Source organism: Oscillospiraceae bacterium MB08-C2-2 (genome assembly GCA_035621215.1).
Lineage (GTDB): Bacteria > Bacillota > Clostridia > Oscillospirales > Ruminococcaceae > WRAV01.
On record CP141729.1, the window covers coordinates 2980880 to 3000283 of the forward strand.

Genomic DNA, 19404 nt, shown 5'->3' on the forward strand with positions numbered 1-19404 from the left:
GGCCATACAATTGTTAAAGGCATTTAAAGTCTACGAAGATGTCTATATTTTTTTAAGCAATCCCACTAGGATTCCTCCAGATGCGGATGCATTCGCACAATATTTATTTTCCCGTAGAACCAGATATTACTACATAAAATACAAGAATGCCCATAGAGGAATCAGTTGGATGATTACAACGGCAAGTGATTCTCCCGGATACATGAACAATTCACCTGCAGAGAACAAGCCTTGCAGCATCAAGGTGACAATCAATCCGAAACTGCTTGCAGGGATTACAGACTATATAACAGCGGCCAATGAGAGCTATCTGAATGTGGTGGAAAAAAACTTCAATCTTGAGGCAGGAAAAATATCACCGATTCTGAAAGACTTTACTTCCTATTTTTTGAATCGCATTGATTTTTGTGTGAATTTTGAGCTGCGGGAGCTGGATATAAATTGTGCTGTGGATCTGATCATGAAGCTGATTCAGAAGGCAGATATCCCCAATCATTTTGAGGAATGGACAGAATACCATAAGACCTCCAAGCGACAGAAGCCGTGTGAAAACAGTTTTTATTTGAAAAACGCCTGTGTAAACATCAATTGTTACGGAAAGTACAGCCAGCTTCAAAAAAAATATCCCGATAACCCCAGTCTGAAAGATGCTGTGGCTGTCATACGATTTGAGGTTCAGATCAAATATTTGAAAATTTATAGCGTATCCCAAGCAATGAAAAGCCCAGATATGTCCGGCTTTAACCTAATCCATGCACTTCTTTCCGATGAGTTTTCACAAGAGATGGTTACCCAATACTATTATAAAACCATCCGACGGGGCGATTATTACACCCTTAAAACTGCAAGGGAAAAAGTGAAGCGCTTCAACTTCAATGTCAACAAAAACGATCGGCTCATAGAGGCACTGGAGCTGGTCAATGCGTGTCGTGGAATCCCTAAGGCTCAAGAAACATTGCAGGGAAAAGAGTTGGAGGATTTCAGGCGCTCACTGAAAGACTTGGAGACAATTGGAATCAATCCTGTCACCATTCCTCAAAATTGGAAAATTCAGCACATTCCTAATTTATTAGATACATATATCGAAAAGATTGAATCCGAACGAAGTAAGAAGAAGCTGGAGCAGTTTCGACAGGAAGCCTTTGAAGAGTATGTCCGTGATTGTAAGAAATATAAAAAGTCTTGGCTGCATCCAGTCTCTTAGTTTGTATTGTTCTGGCGGGGTAAGGCTGTTTGGCAACACTGAATCATATCTGTTTATCCATAAAAATTTCCGGGATGGAATGGTGGGTTTTCCACTGTTCCACTCCGGATATGGTTTCTCCAACAATTTCTCTATCTGCTTGGGGATTCAGCATCCGCCTGTCTTTCAACAAAAGCGATAAACTGTTTGATCTGGTCAATCTGCTCTTGGCTCAGTGACCTGTTTAGTACAAGGGCATATTCATCCCGCCGATAGGAAGCTCGCTCCCGAATCAGCCCCAATAAGTAATCGGCCGAAATATCAAAGAGCTTTGCAATTTTGATCAGCATTTCATGGTTTGGTTGGCTTATATTTCGCTCATAAGAAGAAATTGTGTGATACGATACCTGCAGCTGATTTGCCAGCTCCCGCTGATCCCAGTCCCTATCCTTGCGCAGCTCTGCTAATCTTTCACCAATCAAGACCCTCGCCTCCTGTTGCTATACTGATTTTAGTATAAGCATTTGACGAGTACGGCTTAAATTTTCAGTAGAATCCTACGTTTGGTTCTTGAATTGCGCATGATTCTTATGTATAATTTTGGTAGATACGCAAGAAATCTGCGGTTTTAGAGGGAACACAAATAATTATGCCGGGGATCATAAGGGAGGGCGTGATGATGGAGGGGACAAAACGGTATCAGGAGACTCGGAGAATTTATACAAATACATGATTAAGGGTGAAGAATATGGACTTGAAACTGATTTTCGCAATATTTTTACGCTTGCCTGTGTGGGTCAAGGTTTTACTTGTTCTGATTGTGATTGGAATCCCTGTGACCATCTTTGAAAAAATACGGGAGATTGTTTTTGATCCCATTGAAAAGAAGGAAAATGCCCGGAAAGAACTGGAGGCTCTGAAAGCAAGATATGGAAGCGAAGAAAAAGTAGAAAAAGTCAAATCCATGTGGGAAAAAATCCGGATGCTTAACGACAAGAATCTGATCCTTACCATTGGTCTGGGTGGCAAGGAAAATATCCGGGAGCTGAAAGAAAACAAGAGTTACGGAGGGTTTCTCGATGTTTTGGTTTGGGATGCCGAAAAGGTGCGCATGGATTATATTGAAGCTGTCTATACAGTGAAATCCATAGAGTATGGGATTGTCAAATTGAACCTTCCATATAGTGAAAACGCTGACGCAGTGATCAAATCTTTACAGGAGTTTTGGACCAAAAGAGCTTCCGAGGTGACTACGTTAAAAGGAGCGGTGCTATGATTTATATCATCATAATCCTGGTGGCACTTTTCATAATTATGGCTCCTTTTTACGCATTGTATTTCAAGATTAAGGAGAAGGTACAGCGCAGCTCCCATGTATCCAGCTTAAAGCAGGACAGTCCCCAAAAGCTTTATCAGGATGCCATACGCCTGTTGGGCAAGGAGGAAGCCGACAGCATCGATCGGGAGATTGCCGCAAGCAAATTGATTGCCGTCGCCGAAAGAGGCCATCAGGCGGCCATGCTTGATTTGCTGGAGCTTACTTCGGATGATGGCCAGCTAAAGGACATATCTCTCCATCAAAAATATGTGGAGCTGTTTGCGCAAAAAGGCTTTGTCCCTGCCATTGTAGAGTTGTTTGGCATCAGCGATATTTCAATGGGCTCCAAGGATTATGACAGGGCCCTTGCCTGTCTGGCCAAGGCAAAAGGCGGCGGGCCGGATGAGGATGTGTATATCGAGTATTATAAGGGCGTCGTGACGCTGGAAAAGGATGACGCTGAAAAAGCGGCGGCCATCTTTGAATCCATTGACATGAAAGAAGCCTATGCTCTTTCCAATGAGCTTTGCGGCGCCATTCAATATTTGTCGGGCCTTAGCTACGAAAAGATGGGCAAATTTGTACCGGCTTCACAAGCATTTGCAGCAGCTTCGGAAATGGAAGGCGGCGGCTATGCCGAGGCTCAAAAAAGACTTTGGGAGTATTATTCCCATGGGCGGGAGGGGGTTCCGGTTAACTTACTCAAGTCCGCTTATTATGGCAAGCAATACTATGACAACGACGACAGTGACAAAGATTCGGCCGCAAAGGCCCTAGGGTGGTCCTACCACAATATCGCCGTGAAAATCTATGGCAAAGACAGTGTTTCACGGGACGATGAAAAGGCAATTTCCTCTTATGAGGCTGCCGCAATTCTAGGCGAATACAATTCCAGATACGTGGTAGCGCTATGCAGCCTCCAGGGCAGGTATGAATCGGTCCTTTTTCCTTATAACTATAACCGGGCGTGCGATTATCTGTCTGATGTCGCAACCAACAGCACCGGCTCCATGCAGGAGGCCGCCCGGGATATTCTGGCCCAATATGCTGTTGAGGATATACTGGTTATACCTGTATACTTGCCGGAGCTTCACTTTGCACTAAGCGGCGGCTACGAGCTATCCTGCTCCAAAGAGGGCTGGCAAGGCATCTATATCATCAATGCGACAGCGCGCAAGCGGCAAATGATTGTTGACCAGTTTAACCAGCTTTACTATGAGCACATGACAAGCTTTGGCATGCTCATGGCCAGAATTGAAAAAATCTACAGCACCTGTTTAATGCTTGCTCTCATGTGGGGCACGGGGGTGCTCTTAAAATTCGGAATCGATATCTATGATGCGGAAGCCCTGTATAACCTGTGCACGGATCGTTTGGCGCTGGAGGATAAAATACCGGCTTTCCTCAAAAAGGTTCGGCGCATTGAGGAGAGGGCCTCCGAATTGCAGATCAAGCGTGCCTACTCGCAGGCGGGTCGGGGACAGTGGATCGGCGGCGGCTTCGGAATAGAAGGAGCCATCAAGGGTGCCGTAGGCGCAGGGGTACTCAACGCCGCTAGCGGGGCAGTGCATTCCCTTGGAGACGGAATCATAAAATCCATGAACAATTCCGAAATAAACAGCCTTGAGGAAAAGCTGTTTAAGGACCCCGCAACCTGCCGAGGCTTTGAGAGCGCTGTAACGGTGGGGTGCACCCATATTTTTAACACAGTGGCTCTCATTCTGAGTGATAACGGTTTGGCACTTCCGGATTTTGAGGTTCCGATTGTTTTCCGACAAGAAAATCTGGGTGAGTTTAATGACCGTGAGCTGGAGGCAAAACAAAAAAGCAATGCCCACAATCCGCAGTATCGGTTTGCGCTGCTTACTGAAATGCTGCGCAGGGATTATAACAATACCGCTATCCTGCAAGAAATGCTGGACATTGCAAATGAACACGATAAAAAAGTAATAGAGCGGTTTGCTTCCGTTGTAACCGACAGGATGTAGTATTTGGGCCTCCACCATGGGGGCCTTTTTTGTTTGGAAAACTTACCCTGACCAAAGCCGCCTCCGACTGTGATATGTCTGTAGGCTGACCACTGCGACCAGTCCTGTCTTCAGAGGGGCCCTCATTTGGGAAAGAGGGGGCCTTCTATCGGTTCTTCTGTCCGTATGTGGTTCCATCGTCCACCGTCAGCAATTTGAAGCATCGCTCATTTATGCCATTGAGATGAAGGATGAAATGAGTGATGGAACGATAGACGCCATCTTTTTTATAGTATACAGCAAACATAGACTCCGGCAAGTTTGACGGCGATCCTCCTGCCAAAAGGCGGGGGATCGCCGTTGCTCTCTATCTATAAATGGAAATAGGCACCAAACTGGCTGATCAGAGCATCAAAAGCTTCTTGCTCAGAAATATCTGCATCTTCTTCAGCTTTTGGCAATGGCGGTACTAATGAGATGCCACAGATCTTTTCATGCAATGAGCTGATTTTAAAGCGGTAATCCATGGATTGAGAGTAGAATTCCATCATCAGCTCAATGGTGCTGTTTCTCAGTTTTATAATGTCACCAGATAATACAATGTGCTTACATATATACTCGTGATAATTTTCAAGAAGCTGCCCGAACTGTTGAATCTGTTGATAAATGCTCCCTTCTTGGTCAAGCACAAATGGGACTATGATCTTTGTTTCAACGTATTCAATAAATTGTCTTACTATTGATAGGGAGACCATCTTAATAGTCGACGGTGTTTCACCGGTGTTTGGAGAATCATTGGAAGACTCTTTCAGACGCTTTAAAGCATTGTCATCCATGACAAAATCATCAATCATTGGCGGCTGATCCATGCAAGTGTTTAGAACAAAAGGCCGGTACACCTTGAATAATTCATTATTAATGAAATCCGCAACCGAATAATCACGTATTGCTTGATTAAAGATGCCAAGCATCGCTTCCGATACCAGTTCACTATGAGACTTAGCATTAATTGAATTGGCCTTGCTAGCATAGGTAGCCAGTTCTTTCAAGATTAACACAAAGAGATCGTTACATTCATCAATGATGTCATTTTCGGTATATGTATCGATCTTTTTATTTTCCCATATATCATCACCAATTCGCTTAAGCACATGGTTTGGTAATTCCGACAAAAACCCCTTAAAGTTTTCGGAATCTAAATGTGAGAGAATCCATATGGCATCCTTGCGGCTTAAATCTTTTGTTCCGTTGAAAATTCTTCTAAGCGTATCATCTTGTTTGTTGGCAAGAGGAAAATCTGCATCCACAAAAGAATCCTTCATGATTTGGGCGGTCAAAAAAACGACAAACTCAGAGGGCTTTTTGTTTGTTCCAAGATATGGATATAAAATTTGCGCAAACTTGCTAAAAGTCAACGTATTGCACCTCTTTCCAAACGGGTTGTCCGCAAGCGTCCGCGTATGTCCGGTTCTGTCCTGCGTTGAAGCCCTATATTTGATATTTTATGCTTGTACCATGAGAAACCAATCAGCACCATAGAGAGAGGAGAAAAGCATTATGACACCAGACGGCACCTATACAGTTTTCCCAGTGGAATCCGACATGGCCTCTGCTTCAGCTGACAGCCAGATTGCACAAGAAGTCTACCGACTAATCCGCGATCAGGAAAAGCGAAAAAAGAAAAAGAAATCTAAAAAAAAGAAAAAAAGAGAAAAAGCGTTGGACAAGCTTCCAAAATCTAAGAAGAAGCCTAAAAAAAAATCTCGGAAAAAGAGCAAGAAGAAAGGCAAGTCCAAGAAGATCAATTGCTCTGACTGGGTCGACGATATCATTCGGGATTCGGCATCAACTATACTAAAAATAACAGAAATGTATGCGGAAAGTAAGTTCTTTCCCGGCGGCCGTACATCAAAGCTGCGGTAGCCTTAAATGAGGTTGGGTGCCCCTGAGCCAATTCTTCTCCTGGGCTTCCCGCCAACTATCACAACCGCAAAGAAGATCGGCTGGAAATAGACCAACAACACGTTGCTTCGTTCATTCGTTTACTTTGATATTCTATTATTCCGCTCTATCTTTACTTGAGCGGGTAATTGGCATCTGAATCTTAGACCAAATGTATGAAAGAAGGAACGATATTTTAAAATAAGGAGTTGTTCCATATGAATTATATGAAGAGGGCGAACAGGCTTGCCAATAAAATTAGAAAACACTATCGACACCATGGCGCTGATATTACGGTGACAGCGGTGCAGGTTATTTATGACTTGCAGAGGTATGTCTTTACCATCAGGCTAGCCCCCGGCACCAGAGTTCAAACAATTCTTGATCGTGCCAACGATGTTCAGGTTGCAATGGGGCTCCCCTTTTTTCACCCATTCAAAGAGGGAATATTTATCCGTATCGCACTCTCCGAGCATAAGGTTAGTGAAAATCGCTTGCTTAAAATACTGCGTAGCCCAATTTTCACTAACAGCAATATGATGCTCTCTCTTGCTCTTGGATATGATCTGCGAGGAAATATGGTTGTTGTTGATCTGGCAGCTATGCCGCATTTATTAGTTGCCGGTCCAACCGGAACCGGCAAGAGTGTGGCACTCCAATGTATTATCGTGAGCATCATTGTTGCTTGCCCCGTTTCGGATGTAAATCTGTTGTTGTTCGATATCGGTGCAAATAGCTTGTCACTATTCAATGATATTCCCAATCTTTCCCATCCGGTTATAAAGGATATCGAAACAGGCATCAGAGTATTCGATCAAGTGGTTGATGAAATGGAACAGCGGTTGAGCCTAGATGAAAATGAACTGCACAACAAGCCGTTCCTCGTTTGTATCATAGACGAATTTCTTTCCATGATCTCTCATGTGGACGATAAACAGGCGGCGAAAAAATTAGTGACAGCAGTAAACCATTTGTTGCGTCGAGGCCGCAAAGCCAAGATCAGCATGATTTTGGCAACTCATGATCCTACGCTGAAGAATGCCAAAGTGGATTTGAGTGAGATTATCTGCCGGATAGCGTTTCAATGCGCCAATCATCATAATTCTTCAACGGCGCTCGGGTTTGCTGGGGCAGAAAAGCTGCCCGGTGAGGGGGCGATGCTCTTTAAATCACAAAAAGGTGTTCAATCCCTTCAAGGCGCATATGTAGCGCCTGAAGAAATCAAACAAATACTCGCTGTTCCGCCTGTTGGCTATGATGAAACAAATAAATTTGTAATCAGCACAGCGGAGAAAGTCTCTGATGAAGCTATAAAAAATATTGTGTTTTATGATAAGCCTGTTGAAAAAGACACCAAAGAACTGGCTGATGTCCTTCTGTGGGCTTTGGGGCGTGACAGCATTTCAGCCCATCAAATTCAGAAACAATTTCGAATGGGCAATCGAGCTGCCGCTATTGTCGATGAGCTGTTTCGCCTGAACATCATCTCCGAAAAATTTGCAAACCAGCCAAGACGTGTGATTCCGCATAAGGTGGAGGATTTGTCAGATGAGGCAAAAAGGATTCTATTTAAATATGGTGTTTCGATGGATACCATTGCGACTGAATGTGGAAAGCAGCAAAGACCTAATTGCAGTCAACTGGAAGGAGGTGATTTTTGTGAATAATATCGAAGCTGTGAATGGGTTATTCGCTGACTACCCAGACATCGTTACCCATGCGAACCTGTGTGATATGTTGCGCATCAGCAAGAATACCGCATACGAGTTGTTGCGATCCGGGCAATTGCCCTATATCAAGATAGGGAGCAAATACCTGATACCTAAAAGCAGTATCATCGACTATGTGGCGCACCACCTTAGGTAATCACTTTATCTATCTTACCCTTGTAATATGCAGTTCGGGTCCATTACGCTCAGAAAGGCGTAAAGGGGGTCACTCCCTCATCCGCACATTCCAGCTCCCGGATGCTATATTCTTCTGTTGAACCGCAATCTTTTCCCTTACCTGATTACCACCAATTAACGTGGTGCATACTCTTATTACAAAGGAGGTGATGGCATGGTTGTCACGCTGTATATGGGCGGTCAGGAAATCTCCGAGGCCGATCTCCGCAAAGTCGCCATAACCCAAAGTGATCACGTTAATGCAATTATAGGCCGTGTCATTGCCCGTGTCAACGCCTCAGCACCGGAGCTTTCGACACAGAACCTTCCAGATCAAAAACGGTAGAAATTTTATCGTGAATATGTTACAATATAGGGGCTGTATAGTCTCTATTTTTTTTGTTGGGAGTGCTGAAATGGAACCTAAAAAAAAGGCAGCTTTATACATCCGTGTTTCCACCGAGGCCCAGCGTGAGGAAGGTTATTCCATCGATGCCCAGAAAGAGATGCTGGAGGCCCACTGCAAATCCAAGCGGATTGCAGCTTATGATTTTTATGTGGATGGTGGGTTTACCGGCTCCAACATTGAGCGTCCGGAGATGCAGCGCCTGATCGATGATGTGAAGCAGAATCGGATCAGCCATGTGATCGTCTACAAGCTGGACCGCCTTTCCCGTAGCCAGAAGGATACCTTGTACCTCATTGAGGATGTGTTCAATCCCCACAACGCTGACTTTGTCTCCCTCAATGAAAGTCTGGATACCTCCACCTCAATGGGCCGGGCCATGCTGGGCATCATGTCCGCCTTTGCCCAGCTGGAGCGGGAGCAGATTCGGGAGCGTACCCGCATGGGGATGAAGGAACGGGTTAAAACCGGCCTGTGGATGGGCGGGGGACGCGTCCCCTTTGGCTATGATTATGACCGTGATAAGGGAATTCTGGTACCCAACCGGGATGCGGAAACGGTGCGGCGTATCTATGAGCTGTATTTGCAGGGCTATTCTGTCAACCGGGTGGCCGAGATGGTGGGCCTTAAGTATGACCGGCTGGCCACTCAGATTCTTACCCGAAAGACCAACATCGGCGTCATCTGCTACAACGGCGTGGAATATCAGGGACAGCATCAGCCGATTATCGATGCGGAGACCTATGAAAGAGCCATGGAGATGATGCGGCAGCGATCGGTTCAGCGAACCACCACCACCGATAATCTTCTCACCGGCCTTGTGGAGTGCGGCCGCTGCGGCGCCAAAATGCGGTATCAGAAGTGGGGCAAAAACGGGCACAAGCTGGTCTGCTATTCCCAGCAGAAAACCAAGGCCTACCTGATCAAAGACCCCGACTGCGACAACGAAAAGGTGTGGGCCGATGAGGTGGAGGATGCGGTGGTCAAAAGTCTGTTCCAGTTTGCCGTTGACCAGCGGGACCCCGACAAAGCTCTGGTCACCGAAACAAACGCTCTGGAAATTCTACAGCAGCAATACCAGCAGGTTTCGGGGAAGATCAAGCGTCTGTATACCCTTTATGCCAACGATGGAAATGAATTGCTTCTGGAGACCATTGAGGAGCATAAGAAGGAGCTGGAGGGTCTCCATAAGCAGATGATCAGGGAACAGGAGCGTGGCACTGCCACCAATCGGGCCAGAGAAACCCTCTCCAAAATCGAAAGCCTGTCCGAGGTGTGGGACTACATGACCATCAAGGAAAAGCAGGAGGTGGTGCGCTGGTGCATCGAAAAGGTGGTTATCAAGGATAACCATGTGGGCGTTCATTTTAAATTACTATAATTTTTTCTACATGATACATTCATTCCAATGATAATAGGGGAAATCCGGCGCTACCTGCGGGATAACAACAGCATCCGTGTCAGCCGCAGTATGCGGGATACGGCCTATCGGGCCATGCAGGTCAAGGAGCGGCTGGTCAACGAGCAGCTCAAAGAGCCTACCATCGAGGAAATCGCCAAGGAAATGGGCGTAAAAAAAGAAGAGGTTGTGCTGGCCATTGAGGCCATTGTGGAGCCTATGTCCCTGTATGAGCCTGCCTATTCCGATGGCGGCGATACCATTTTTGTGATGGATCAGGTAGGGGATAAGCAAAGCGATAAGGATTGGCTGGATGAAATTTCCCTCAAAGAAGCCATCGAAAATCTGGGCGAGCGCGAAAAGAAAATTCTTTCCCTGCGCTTTTTTGTGGGTAAAACCCAAATGGAGGTGGCGGAAGAAATCGGCATCTCTCAGGCACAGGTGAGCCGTCTGGAAAAATCCGCCCTGAGCCGCATCAAAAAACAGATGTAATACGGCAAGATTATCCTGAAGCCTCTGGTTTAAAGAAGTAGTATCTTTATTATTAATTCTGGCCCAGTCGAATTGATTTCGACGCAGGAATTCCCGATTGTGCCGAAGTGGCCGGGTCGGGGGAGAATATGGAGGGCATTGGATGCCCCACATAGAGGGTGTAGACAAAAGTCTACACCCTTAAGTCTTTCCTTCGGGGAAGGATTTTTTCTTTTTATTGGCACAGCCTGCTCCGGTGTCTGTAAACCGAATGCTTTTTATGCTATACTCATACTATTAAGCAGAGGGGAGAGAGTGCCATGAAGAAAAGATGGAAGCTGATCCTGCTGATTGTGGTGCTGGCAGGCCTTGCTATTGGTATGCTCACGGTGCAGGGAGCCTATACGCCAGAAAAAGTGACAGCCTTTACCGTTTCGGGGGATGCCCAAATGCTTTCGCCCCGGCGGGTAGAGGATTCTAAACTGGTGGAGGCGTTCAACCAGCTTTTGATCCAATCCTCAAAAGCGGCTTCGCCGGAGGATGCCGGGGAGTTAGCACGATTCCAAACCGAGACCAAAGAGGGGAGCGGCACTCTGTATCGGGTGCTGTCGGATGAATCCAAGCTTTTTCTCCAGTTTTGGGGGAACTGCCGCCAGATTTCCACAGAAGCCTATGGGGCACTGTGGGAAGCCTTAGGGACGGATTTCTATCTTAACCGCCCTATCCCGAAGGCTGTTGCAGATTATGAGGAAAGCAGACAGGAGCTTATGCCCCTCGAGAGCACCTACAGCTATCTCCGCCCGGATGGGAAGTATTGCCGTACTGCCTTTACTCCCGCTGAAAGCACTCCCAGCTTTGTGTTGGAAGGGAAGGCCGCCTTCCCTAAGATAGAGCTTTCCCTTGAGCCTCAGTCCGCCGCTGTGCGTATAGCGCTGGCCGGAAAAACGGTTTTTGAAGGGCCTCTTGCACAGGCGGGGGATTTTCAGCCAGAGGCCAGTGGACGCTATCTGGCGCAAATCACAGCTGTATACGACTCCACCTACTATAGGGGCGAAGTTGTCTGGCCGCTGGAGCTGGAATACACTCTGCCGGTTACCTTTGAGGTGGCGGGCAGTGATACCTACCCCGGTGAGCTTGCTATTCTGCGGGCCTATAACGTGCCCAAGGGGCAGAGCGTTACCGCCTCTACCAATCTCAACTTTACCCCCACCTTTTTTGACCGGGGAGACGGCACACACGTGGCGCTTCTGCCGGTGAGCTGCTTTACCCAGAAGGGGGAATACAGCCTGACTTTGAGCAGCGGGGATGTTTCCGGTACATATAGCATCCGTGCCCAAAACAAAGAATTCCATGTCCAGCAGCTTACGGTCAGTGCTTCCACAGCGGAGCAGACCATTCTTTCTCAGAAGGCCAATGCGGAATATGCCCGGATTATTAACCCGCTCAAGGAAGTGCGGGATGCGGAAGCTTACTGGGAGGGACGCTTTATTTTGCCCGTTCAGGGAGGAAAAATTACCACGCCCTTTGGAACCATCCGCTATACCAATGGCTCTAAAGAAGGCTCCGTCCACGGGGCGGCTGATATTGCCCTGCCTGTGGGAACCCGGGTGGGTGCGACCAACAATGGCCGGGTGCTGTATGCAGGCTATTTGCAGCTCACCGGCAACACCGTTTTGATTGAGCATGGGTATGGCCTGAAAAGCTGGTATTATCACATGAATTCTCTTGCGGTTTCCACCGGGGATATGGTGACCACCGGGCAGAAAATCGGCGAGGTGGGCAGCACAGGCTTTTCCACCGGGCCGCACCTGCATTTTGGGGTAACGGTCAACAACGTTTCCATCAATCCCTATACAGCTATCGAAACGGATTTACTGGCTTGGAACTAGGGCGTGTTTGAAAAATCCAATTCAGTGTCGGATTGACTATCTTTTGCGCCTTTCAGCGTTGTTGTCAGTCGGAATGCGTCAGCATTCCTTCCTACTCCGCCTTGAAATGCATCAAAATCTGGTCAACTAGACCTCCAAAGCAATTTATCAAACATACCCTAGAAGCATCGGACGGAGGAAATTGGCAGCGTGACTATGTTTGAAAAGCTCACCCAAGGGGTGTATACCATTGCGGAAATGTCGGCCAATCATGCCGGCAAACTGGAAAACGCCCTTGAAATTGTCCGGGCGGCCAAGGAGGCGGGAGCGGACTGCCTGAAAATTCAGACCTATACCGCCGATACTCTGACCCTTGACTGTGATAATGAGTATTTCCGCATTGAAGGCGGACTGTGGGATGGTTATACCCTCCACGATTTATACAAAGAGGCATATACCCCTTGGGAGTGGCACGGCCCTATACAGGCGGAATGCCGCAAGGTGGGGCTGGATTTCCTTTCCACTCCCTTTGATGCCACAGCGGTGGATTTTCTCGAAGAGCTGGGGGTGGAATTCTATAAAATCGCCTCCTTTGAGCTGGTGGATATTCCCCTGATTGAATACACCGCCTCTAAAGGGAAGCCCATGGTGATTTCCTGCGGTTTGGGTTCACCCGAGGATATCGGCGAGGCATTGGTTGCCTGCCGCCGCATGGGAAACGAGCAGGTGATTCTTTTGAAATGCTGCAGCGAATACCCGGCCAATTGGGCAGACATGAATCTGGCGGTGATCCCGGAAATGCAGGCACGCTTCGGGGTGCCGATCGGGCTGTCGGATCATTCCATGGGGAGCCTTGCCGCTGTGGTAGCGGTTTCCATGGGGGCTTGTGTGGTGGAAAAGCACTTTTGCCTGAGCCGGGCCATTAAAAATCCGGACAGCGCCTTTTCCATGGAACCGGAAGAATTCTGTCAGCTGGTGCGGTATACCCAAGCTGCCCGGCAAATCCGGGGCCAAGGAGGCTACCGCCTGACCCCCAGTGAAACAAGCTCGCTGGCCTTTCGAAAGTCTATCTTTGTATCCAAACCCATTGTAAAGGGACAGCCCTTTACGGCCAATTGTGTCCGGGTGGTGCGCCCGGGCTACGGCCTGCGCCCCTCCTTTTGGAACGAGGTATTGGAGGCTACCGCTGCTCGTGATCTTTTACCCGGCCAGCCGCTGCACTTAGGGGATATTGAAGAGAAAAGTCTTTTTTTACCACGACTGAAAAATTTGGACTTTGAATCGGAACGACTGCTTTTCCGAGGTATTCGTCTGGAGGATAGCGCGGATATTTCTCGCTGGCGCAGCGATGAGGCCATTATCCGCTGGTTTAAAAATCCCCACAAGGTCACCCTTTCTGGACAGGAGCAGTGGTTTGGCCGGTATACTGAAGATGCCACTCGGCTGGATTTTATGGTGGAGGAGAAAGCAAGCGGCCAAAACATAGGTGTGGTGGGGCTTCAGAGCATCGACTATGGAATCGGCAACGGGGAAATTGCTTATCTGATCGGGGAGAAGCAAAGCCAAAACAAGGGTTATGCCACGGAGGCGGTCATGCGGCTGGAAAAATTGGCCAAGGAGATTCTGCTGCTTCGGCGGTTGGTTTGCACCGTGCATCCTCAAAATCTTCCTTCCCTGCGGCTGGCAGAGCGGCTGGGATACGCTCAGATTGAAGCGGGGGATTTTCTCACCTTTGAGAAGTCCCTTGGGTCGAAAAAATAACAGAAAGAAGCACCGCGGAACTTTTTTGTTCCGGGGTGCTTCTTTCTCAATACGCCATTGGTTTGATTAGGCGTTGCCCTGTGCTTTGGCCATAAACGCTTCTTCTTCTACGATAAAACGGGTATGGGTGCCTTTGCCGATTTCCTGTGCGCCGTCGTGGGCGGATACATCAAAAACCACCTTGCGGCGATCCACCAGCGTGACAGTGGCGGTGGCCGTTACCGTTTTGCCAACGGGGGTGGCGGCGGAATGGGTAGTCTGAATCTGCGTTCCCACCGAAGTTTGCCCGGGCTGTAAAGCGGGGACAATGCACCCGGCGGCAGCTTTTTCCATTAAGGCAATCATCATAGGGGTAGCGAAAACAGCCACGCTGCCGCTTCCCACCGCGGCGGCCGTGTTCTCCTGCGTCACCGTAGTAACAGCGGTGGCGGTTAATCCTGTTGTAAGCTCCATAGAGGGATACCTCCTGTTATTGGTTTCATTGAAAGTATACCTTTTGTAGAGCCGCCCGTCAAGAATACAGTATGCAAAGAAAGCAGAGAACCGGGAGATCGGTTCTCTGCTTTCTTGAAATTTCAGCCCTTTAGCTTTTCAGAAAAACAAATTCATCTTTGAAATCGCAAACCAATGATTCGCCGGATTTGATCTGGCCTGCCAGAATCTTTTCGGCCAAGCGATCCTCGATCTTCTGCTGAACAGCTCTGCGAAGAGGCCGTGCACCATAAATTAGGTCAAAGCCCGCCAGTGAAATCTGCTCCACAGCCGATTCGGTAAACTCCAGATTGATTCCCATTTCTTTTGTGCGCTGGGCAAGCTGACCAAACAGCTTTTCAGCAATCTTTTTGATTTCTTCCTGTGTCAGCTTGTTGAATACAATAATCTCATCCACACGGGTGATAAACTCCGGCTTAAAGGTCTGCTTGAGCTCGTTCATTACATCCCGCTTCATTTCGCTGTGCTCGGCGGATAAATCCTCCACCAGGCTGGTGAAGCCAAAGCTTTTTTTGCCTACAATATGCCGTGCACCAAGGTTGGAGGTCATGATAATCACGGTATTCTTAAAGCTGACTGTACGGCCTTGGGCGTCGGTGAGGATGCCATCCTCCAAAATTTGCAGCAGCAGGTTGAAAACATCCGGGTGGGCTTTTTCCATCTCGTCAAAAAGCAAAACCGAATAAGGCTTGCGGCGCACCCGTTCGGTGAGCTGGCCCCCATCATCGTAGCCGATGTAGCCGGGAGGGGAGCCGGTCAGCTTGGAGACAGCATGTTTTTCCATATACTCCGACATATCCAGCCGGATGAGGGAATCCTTCTTGGAAAAGAGACTTTCGGCCAGTGCCAGACACAGCTCAGTTTTGCCCACACCAGTGGGCCCTAGGAAAATAAAGGAGCCGATGGGGCGGTGGGGGTCCTTGAGGCCCACACGGCTGCGGCGAATGGCGTTGGAAACAGCGGCAACCGCCTCCTGTTGGCCAATCACCCGCTTATGCAGGCTTTGCTCCAGATTGATGAGCCTCAGGTTTTGCTCTTGGGTCAGGCTTTCCACCTGTATGCCGGTGGAAGCGGCCACAAGCTGGGCAATATCCTCCCGGGTTACCTGACGCTCGGTCGGAGCATCGATACCCGGCTTCATCATACGCAGCCCGGATATTTTGCTGTGCAGCTGTCGTTCCCGATCCCGAATCCCGGCGGCCAGCTCAAAATCCTGTGAATTGATAGCTCCTTCTTTCTCGGAGCGGAGCTGGGTGAGGCGCAGTTCCATATCACTGATATCCCGAGGGCCTGTAAAAGTTTTTAGCTTTACACGGCTGGCGGCCTCATCAATGAGGTCAATGGCTTTATCAGGCAGATAACGATCCTGAATATACTTGGAGGATAAATCCACGGCGGCCAAAATGGCTTCATCGGTTATTTTAATACGGTGGTGCTGCTCATAGCGGCTGCGTAGCCCCTTGAGAATGCAGATGGTATCCTCTTCGTTGGGGGGATCAACCATAATGCTCTGAAAGCGGCGCTCCAAAGCAGAATCCTTTTCGATATGCTTGCGGTATTCCGCAATGGTGGTGGCTCCGATCAGCTGGAGGCTGCCTCGGGCCAGCTGGGGCTTGAGAATATTGGCGGCATCGATAGCGCCTTCAGCGGCGCCTGCGCCCATAATGGTGTGGATTTCGTCAATAAACAGAATCACATCGCAGGCCCCTGAAACCTCCTGCAACACACTTTTAATGCGGTCCTCAAAATCACCCCGATATTTTGCACCCGCCACCATACTGGTCAAATCCAGCGTTACAAGGCGCTTTCCTTGCAGGGAATCCGGCACCATGCCATTGACAATGCGTTGAGCCAGCCCTTCCACAATAGCCGTTTTACCCACCCCTGCTTCACCGATGAGGCAAGGATTGTTTTTTGTGCGGCGGGAAAGAATCTGGATCAGGCGCTCAACCTCCTGCTCCCGGCCGATTACCGGGTCCAGATTGCCAAACCGGGCCTGATCGGTCAAATCCTGGCTGTATTTGTCTAGTGAAGGAGTGCGGCTGGTTCCGGTTTTGGGCGGGCGCACCATATTTCGCTTGTTTTTATCCAGTGGGTTCAGCTCCGAAAGCTCGGAGGATATGGCCTCGGTCATGGTGTTGTAGATATTATCCGGCTCACAGCCCAAATCCTTGAGCAGCTTGAGGCCATAGCTGTCGGTTTCCTTAATGAGCACCATTAAGATGTGCTCGGTTCCCACATAGGATTGCCCCAGCATGCGTGCCTTGATGATGGACATTTCGAGTATTTTCTTACACCGTGGAGTAAAATCCTCCGGTGTTAAAGCCGTTTTCTCACCTTTTCCCACTGTGGTGACCAAGCATTTTTCATAAGCCGCATAAGTGACGTTCTTTTGAGAAAGCACCGTATAGGCAGTCCCGCTGCCTTCATCCAGCATACCCAAAATAAGGTGCTCGCTTCCCACATAGGTATGCCCCATATTGGCGGCCTGGTTCATGGCAACATTGATGGCGTTGTTGGCCTTTTGGGTAAATCCACTGAATCGAAACATGAAAATCATCCCTTCCCATTGGAGCGCCGTCATTATGGCCTCCATGAAATATATGCGCACCACAAGCCCCTTTATTATACCCGTTTGCTATAGTTGTATAGGTTTAAAACTGCAGTGGGGTTTTAAACCTGCGGCGATCTGCCGCTAACCGCCAAAGGCGGTCTATACTGGCTTCATACTCATATGCACGTAGTGCGTGTTTGTGGGCGAAGCTATATGAGTATATAAACAGGTCTGCCAGGCCGTTTATACCCAATTCATTCGCTGGGGGAGCCCTTCGGCAGAGCCAGTGCAAATAGGGTGCGGTGATCTGATTTAGCGGCTTCTGGCCGCATCCATAATATTGACTGAGATAAAGAACCTTATGCCAAATGAAATTCCTAATTTTGCTGTAACCAACCGATGCCCAATCACATAGTATAGATTGAACCCAATGAAAAGGAGGAACTGCTTTTATGTTTAACAATTTCGGAGGAAATAGCTGCTGTTGGATCATCATCATTCTTCTCCTGGTATTCTGCTGCTGCGGAAATAGCTGGGGCGGATGCGGAAACAGCTGTGGAGACGGCTGCGGAAACAACTGTGGCGGTTGCGGCGGCGGATGCTGCTAGTCCTTGGTACACATTCCCTATAGAAAAAGGCCCCGGTAATAACCGGGGCCTTTTTGCATCTTATGAAGGCCGAGCCTTCAGGTGCAAAAATATTTTTTTCTTAAAACATATGCGGCCTTTAGATGGCCGTTAGCAAAAATGTGTGATTATAAAAAGTTTTTTCTGCAATTTGGGTGATATAAAAATATTCTGAAAGGAAAAAAGAATGTTTGATTTTTCACATAGGAACTAGTAAAATGAAAAAAGAAAGCAGTGTTTCCTTCACGGAGCTTTTGCATAGAGGGGCAAGCCACTGGCTGGAAGCGGAATAAGTATAAAAAAGAGGGGCTATTTATGACAAATCAGGAAAAAGCACTGGAGCTTCATAAACAGTGGCGCGGAAAAATCCGAGTGGAACCCAATTGCCCTATGGGAACAAGAGAAGAGCTGGCCTTGGCTTATACACCGGGGGTGGCGGAGCCTTGCAAGCTGATCAGCAAGGAGCCCGAACTGAGCTACCTTTATACCCGCCGGTGGAATACGGTGGCGGTGGTAACCGATGGAACCGCTGTGCTGGGGTTGGGGGATATCGGCCCGGAGGCTGGTATGCCGGTTATGGAAGGCAAATGTGCCTTGTTCAGTGCCTTTGGGGGGATTGATGCCATTCCTCTATGCGTGCGCAGCAAGGAAGTGGAGGATATAGTCAAAACTGTTACTTTGTTGGCAGGCAGCTTTGGCGGCATAAATTTAGAGGATATTTCGGCTCCCCGCTGTTTTGAAATTGAGCGCAGGCTCAAGGAAAGCTGCGATATACCGATTTTTCATGACGATCAGCACGGCACTGCGGTGGTGGTGGTTGCGGCAGTATTCAACGCCTTAAAGCTGGTTAAAAAAGAAATTGGGCAAATTCGAGTGGTGGTCAGCGGTGCAGGAGCCGCCGGTATGGCGGTAGCCTCCCTTCTGATGGAGGTAGGGGTGCGCCATCTTGCCATGGCGGATATTCACGGCCCTCTCTATAAAGGCCGGGTCAATATGGATGCTTTTCAGAAAGAAATGGCGGAGGTGACCAACATGGAAGGCATAACCGGGGCTTTGGCGGATTTGATGGTGGGTGCCGACCTATTTGTGGGGGTTTCCGCTCCCAATTTGGTAACCGCCGAAATGGTCAGAAGCATGAACCGTGACCCGATTATTTTTGCTATGGCCAACCCGGTGCCGGAAATTGATTATGACCTTGCTAAAGAAAACGGTGTGGCGGTTATGGGCACCGGGCGTTCTGATTACCCCAACCAGATCAACAATGTTCTGGCTTTTCCCGGGATTTTCCGTGGTGTGCTGGATGCAAGAGCCAAAGAGGTCAACGATGAAATGAAAATTGCGGCGGCAAAAGCGATTGCAGACTTGGTCAGCGATGAAGAGCTTTCACCTGAGTTTATTATTCCCTCTGCGCTGGACCCAAAGGTTGCCCCAGCTGTTGCGGCGGCGGTTGCAAAGGCTGCGGCGGAAAGTGGAACAGCCCGGATTTGATTTCACCACATATTCAATAATAAAAGAGGATGCAGGCTTGTCTG

General features: G+C 48.3%; 16 protein-coding genes and 1 pseudogene. 13 read left to right on the top strand and 4 right to left on the bottom strand.

The window, feature by feature from the left end:
- Positions 1-169: 169 nt before the first annotated feature.
- Positions 170-1204: a hypothetical protein gene (locus tag U6B65_13435; protein WRS27315.1), complete on the top strand. Its 1035-nt coding sequence runs from the start codon at positions 170-172 to the stop codon at positions 1202-1204.
- 131 nt (positions 1205-1335) lie between these two features.
- Here U6B65_13435 and U6B65_13440 read toward each other — a convergent pair whose 3' ends face one another.
- Entirely contained in the window at positions 1336-1665 is a 330-nt protein-coding gene (locus tag U6B65_13440; GenBank protein WRS27316.1) for a helix-turn-helix transcriptional regulator, read from the bottom strand.
- Positions 1666-1931: 266 nt separating this feature from the next.
- Between U6B65_13440 and U6B65_13445 the strand changes: the two genes are divergently transcribed.
- Both U6B65_13445 and U6B65_13450 read left to right on the top strand, forming a co-directional pair.
- Entirely contained in the window at positions 1932-2459 is a 528-nt protein-coding gene (locus tag U6B65_13445; protein ID WRS27317.1) for a hypothetical protein, read from the top strand.
- Positions 2456-4489: a hypothetical protein gene (locus U6B65_13450; protein ID WRS27318.1), complete on the top strand. Its 2034-nt coding sequence runs from the start codon at positions 2456-2458 to the stop codon at positions 4487-4489. The genes U6B65_13445 and U6B65_13450 overlap by 4 nt, the downstream gene beginning before the upstream one ends.
- Before the next feature lie 350 nt (positions 4490-4839).
- Here the strand turns inward: U6B65_13450 and U6B65_13455 are convergent, their stop codons facing one another.
- Positions 4840-5883: a hypothetical protein gene (locus U6B65_13455; GenBank protein ID WRS27319.1), complete on the bottom strand. Its 1044-nt coding sequence runs from the start codon at positions 5881-5883 to the stop codon at positions 4840-4842.
- A gap of 142 nt (positions 5884-6025) precedes the next feature.
- Here U6B65_13455 and U6B65_13460 point away from each other — a divergent pair, with 142 nt between their 5' ends.
- From U6B65_13460 to pseI, 8 genes and pseudogenes are all read left to right on the top strand, one after another.
- Complete coding sequence (locus U6B65_13460) at positions 6026-6391, top strand: hypothetical protein (GenBank protein WRS27320.1); 366 nt, start codon at positions 6026-6028, stop codon at positions 6389-6391.
- A 236-nt stretch (positions 6392-6627) separates the two neighbouring features.
- Positions 6628-8076 carry an FtsK/SpoIIIE domain-containing protein gene (locus tag U6B65_13465; protein ID WRS27321.1) on the top strand — a complete coding sequence of 483 codons (1449 nt, stop codon included), beginning with the start codon at positions 6628-6630 and terminating at the stop codon, positions 8074-8076.
- On the top strand, positions 8069-8275 hold the full coding sequence (locus tag U6B65_13470) for a helix-turn-helix domain-containing protein (GenBank protein WRS27322.1): 207 nt from the start codon (positions 8069-8071) through the stop codon (positions 8273-8275). The genes U6B65_13465 and U6B65_13470 overlap by 8 nt, the downstream gene beginning before the upstream one ends.
- A 195-nt stretch (positions 8276-8470) precedes the next feature.
- On the top strand, positions 8471-8641 hold the full coding sequence (locus U6B65_13475; protein ID WRS27323.1) for a hypothetical protein: 171 nt from the start codon (positions 8471-8473) through the stop codon (positions 8639-8641).
- A gap of 70 nt (positions 8642-8711) precedes the next feature.
- Complete coding sequence (locus tag U6B65_13480) at positions 8712-10082, top strand: recombinase family protein (protein WRS27324.1); 1371 nt, start codon at positions 8712-8714, stop codon at positions 10080-10082.
- 15 nt (positions 10083-10097) lie between these two features.
- A pseudogene (locus tag U6B65_13485) lies at positions 10098-10592 on the top strand (sigma-70 family RNA polymerase sigma factor).
- Positions 10593-10891: 299 nt separating this feature from the next.
- Positions 10892-12460: a M23 family metallopeptidase gene (locus U6B65_13490; protein ID WRS27325.1), complete on the top strand. Its 1569-nt coding sequence runs from the start codon at positions 10892-10894 to the stop codon at positions 12458-12460.
- 195 nt (positions 12461-12655) lie between these two features.
- A complete protein-coding gene (gene pseI / locus U6B65_13495; protein WRS28959.1) occupies positions 12656-14200 on the top strand; it encodes a pseudaminic acid synthase in 1545 nt (514 codons plus the stop codon).
- Between the two features lie 66 nt (positions 14201-14266).
- Here pseI and U6B65_13500 read toward each other — a convergent pair whose 3' ends face one another.
- On the bottom strand, positions 14267-14653 hold the full coding sequence (locus tag U6B65_13500; GenBank protein ID WRS27326.1) for a thioesterase family protein: 387 nt from the start codon (positions 14651-14653) through the stop codon (positions 14267-14269).
- Between the two features lie 130 nt (positions 14654-14783).
- Positions 14784-17243 (bottom strand): ATP-dependent Clp protease ATP-binding subunit, encoded by a 2460-nt coding sequence (locus tag U6B65_13505; GenBank protein WRS27327.1) that lies wholly within the window; start codon positions 17241-17243, stop codon positions 14784-14786.
- A gap of 455 nt (positions 17244-17698) precedes the next feature.
- Here U6B65_13505 and U6B65_13510 point away from each other — a divergent pair, with 455 nt between their 5' ends.
- Both U6B65_13510 and U6B65_13515 read left to right on the top strand, forming a co-directional pair.
- Entirely contained in the window at positions 17699-17854 is a 156-nt protein-coding gene (locus tag U6B65_13510) for a hypothetical protein (GenBank protein ID WRS27328.1), read from the top strand.
- 333 nt (positions 17855-18187) lie between these two features.
- Positions 18188-19360, top strand: a complete 1173-nt coding sequence (locus U6B65_13515; protein ID WRS27329.1) for an NADP-dependent malic enzyme — start codon at positions 18188-18190, stop codon at positions 19358-19360.
- The last annotated feature ends 44 nt before the right edge of the window (positions 19361-19404 follow it).

What these genes read in the sequence shown, in the direction of transcription:
- U6B65_13435 (WRS27315.1), top strand. Translation starts at nt 170, where the DNA reads ATGATTACAACGGCAAGTGATTCTCCCGGATACATGAACAATTCACCT.
- U6B65_13445 (WRS27317.1), top strand. Translation starts at nt 1,932, where the DNA reads ATGGACTTGAAACTGATTTTCGCAATATTTTTACGCTTGCCTGTGTGG.
- U6B65_13450 (WRS27318.1), top strand. Translation starts at nt 2,456, where the DNA reads ATGATTTATATCATCATAATCCTGGTGGCACTTTTCATAATTATGGCT.
- U6B65_13460 (WRS27320.1), top strand. Translation starts at nt 6,026, where the DNA reads ATGACACCAGACGGCACCTATACAGTTTTCCCAGTGGAATCCGACATG.
- U6B65_13465 (WRS27321.1), top strand. Translation starts at nt 6,628, where the DNA reads ATGAATTATATGAAGAGGGCGAACAGGCTTGCCAATAAAATTAGAAAA.
- U6B65_13475 (WRS27323.1), top strand. Translation starts at nt 8,471, where the DNA reads ATGGTTGTCACGCTGTATATGGGCGGTCAGGAAATCTCCGAGGCCGAT.
- U6B65_13480 (WRS27324.1), top strand. Translation starts at nt 8,712, where the DNA reads ATGGAACCTAAAAAAAAGGCAGCTTTATACATCCGTGTTTCCACCGAG.
- U6B65_13490 (WRS27325.1), top strand. Translation starts at nt 10,892, where the DNA reads ATGAAGAAAAGATGGAAGCTGATCCTGCTGATTGTGGTGCTGGCAGGC.
- pseI (WRS28959.1), top strand. Translation starts at nt 12,656, where the DNA reads ATGTTTGAAAAGCTCACCCAAGGGGTGTATACCATTGCGGAAATGTCG.
- U6B65_13500 (WRS27326.1), bottom strand. Translation starts at nt 14,653, where the DNA reads ATGGAGCTTACAACAGGATTAACCGCCACCGCTGTTACTACGGTGACG.
- U6B65_13505 (WRS27327.1), bottom strand. Translation starts at nt 17,243, where the DNA reads ATGTTTCGATTCAGTGGATTTACCCAAAAGGCCAACAACGCCATCAAT.
- U6B65_13510 (WRS27328.1), top strand. Translation starts at nt 17,699, where the DNA reads ATGTTTAACAATTTCGGAGGAAATAGCTGCTGTTGGATCATCATCATT.
- U6B65_13515 (WRS27329.1), top strand. Translation starts at nt 18,188, where the DNA reads ATGACAAATCAGGAAAAAGCACTGGAGCTTCATAAACAGTGGCGCGGA.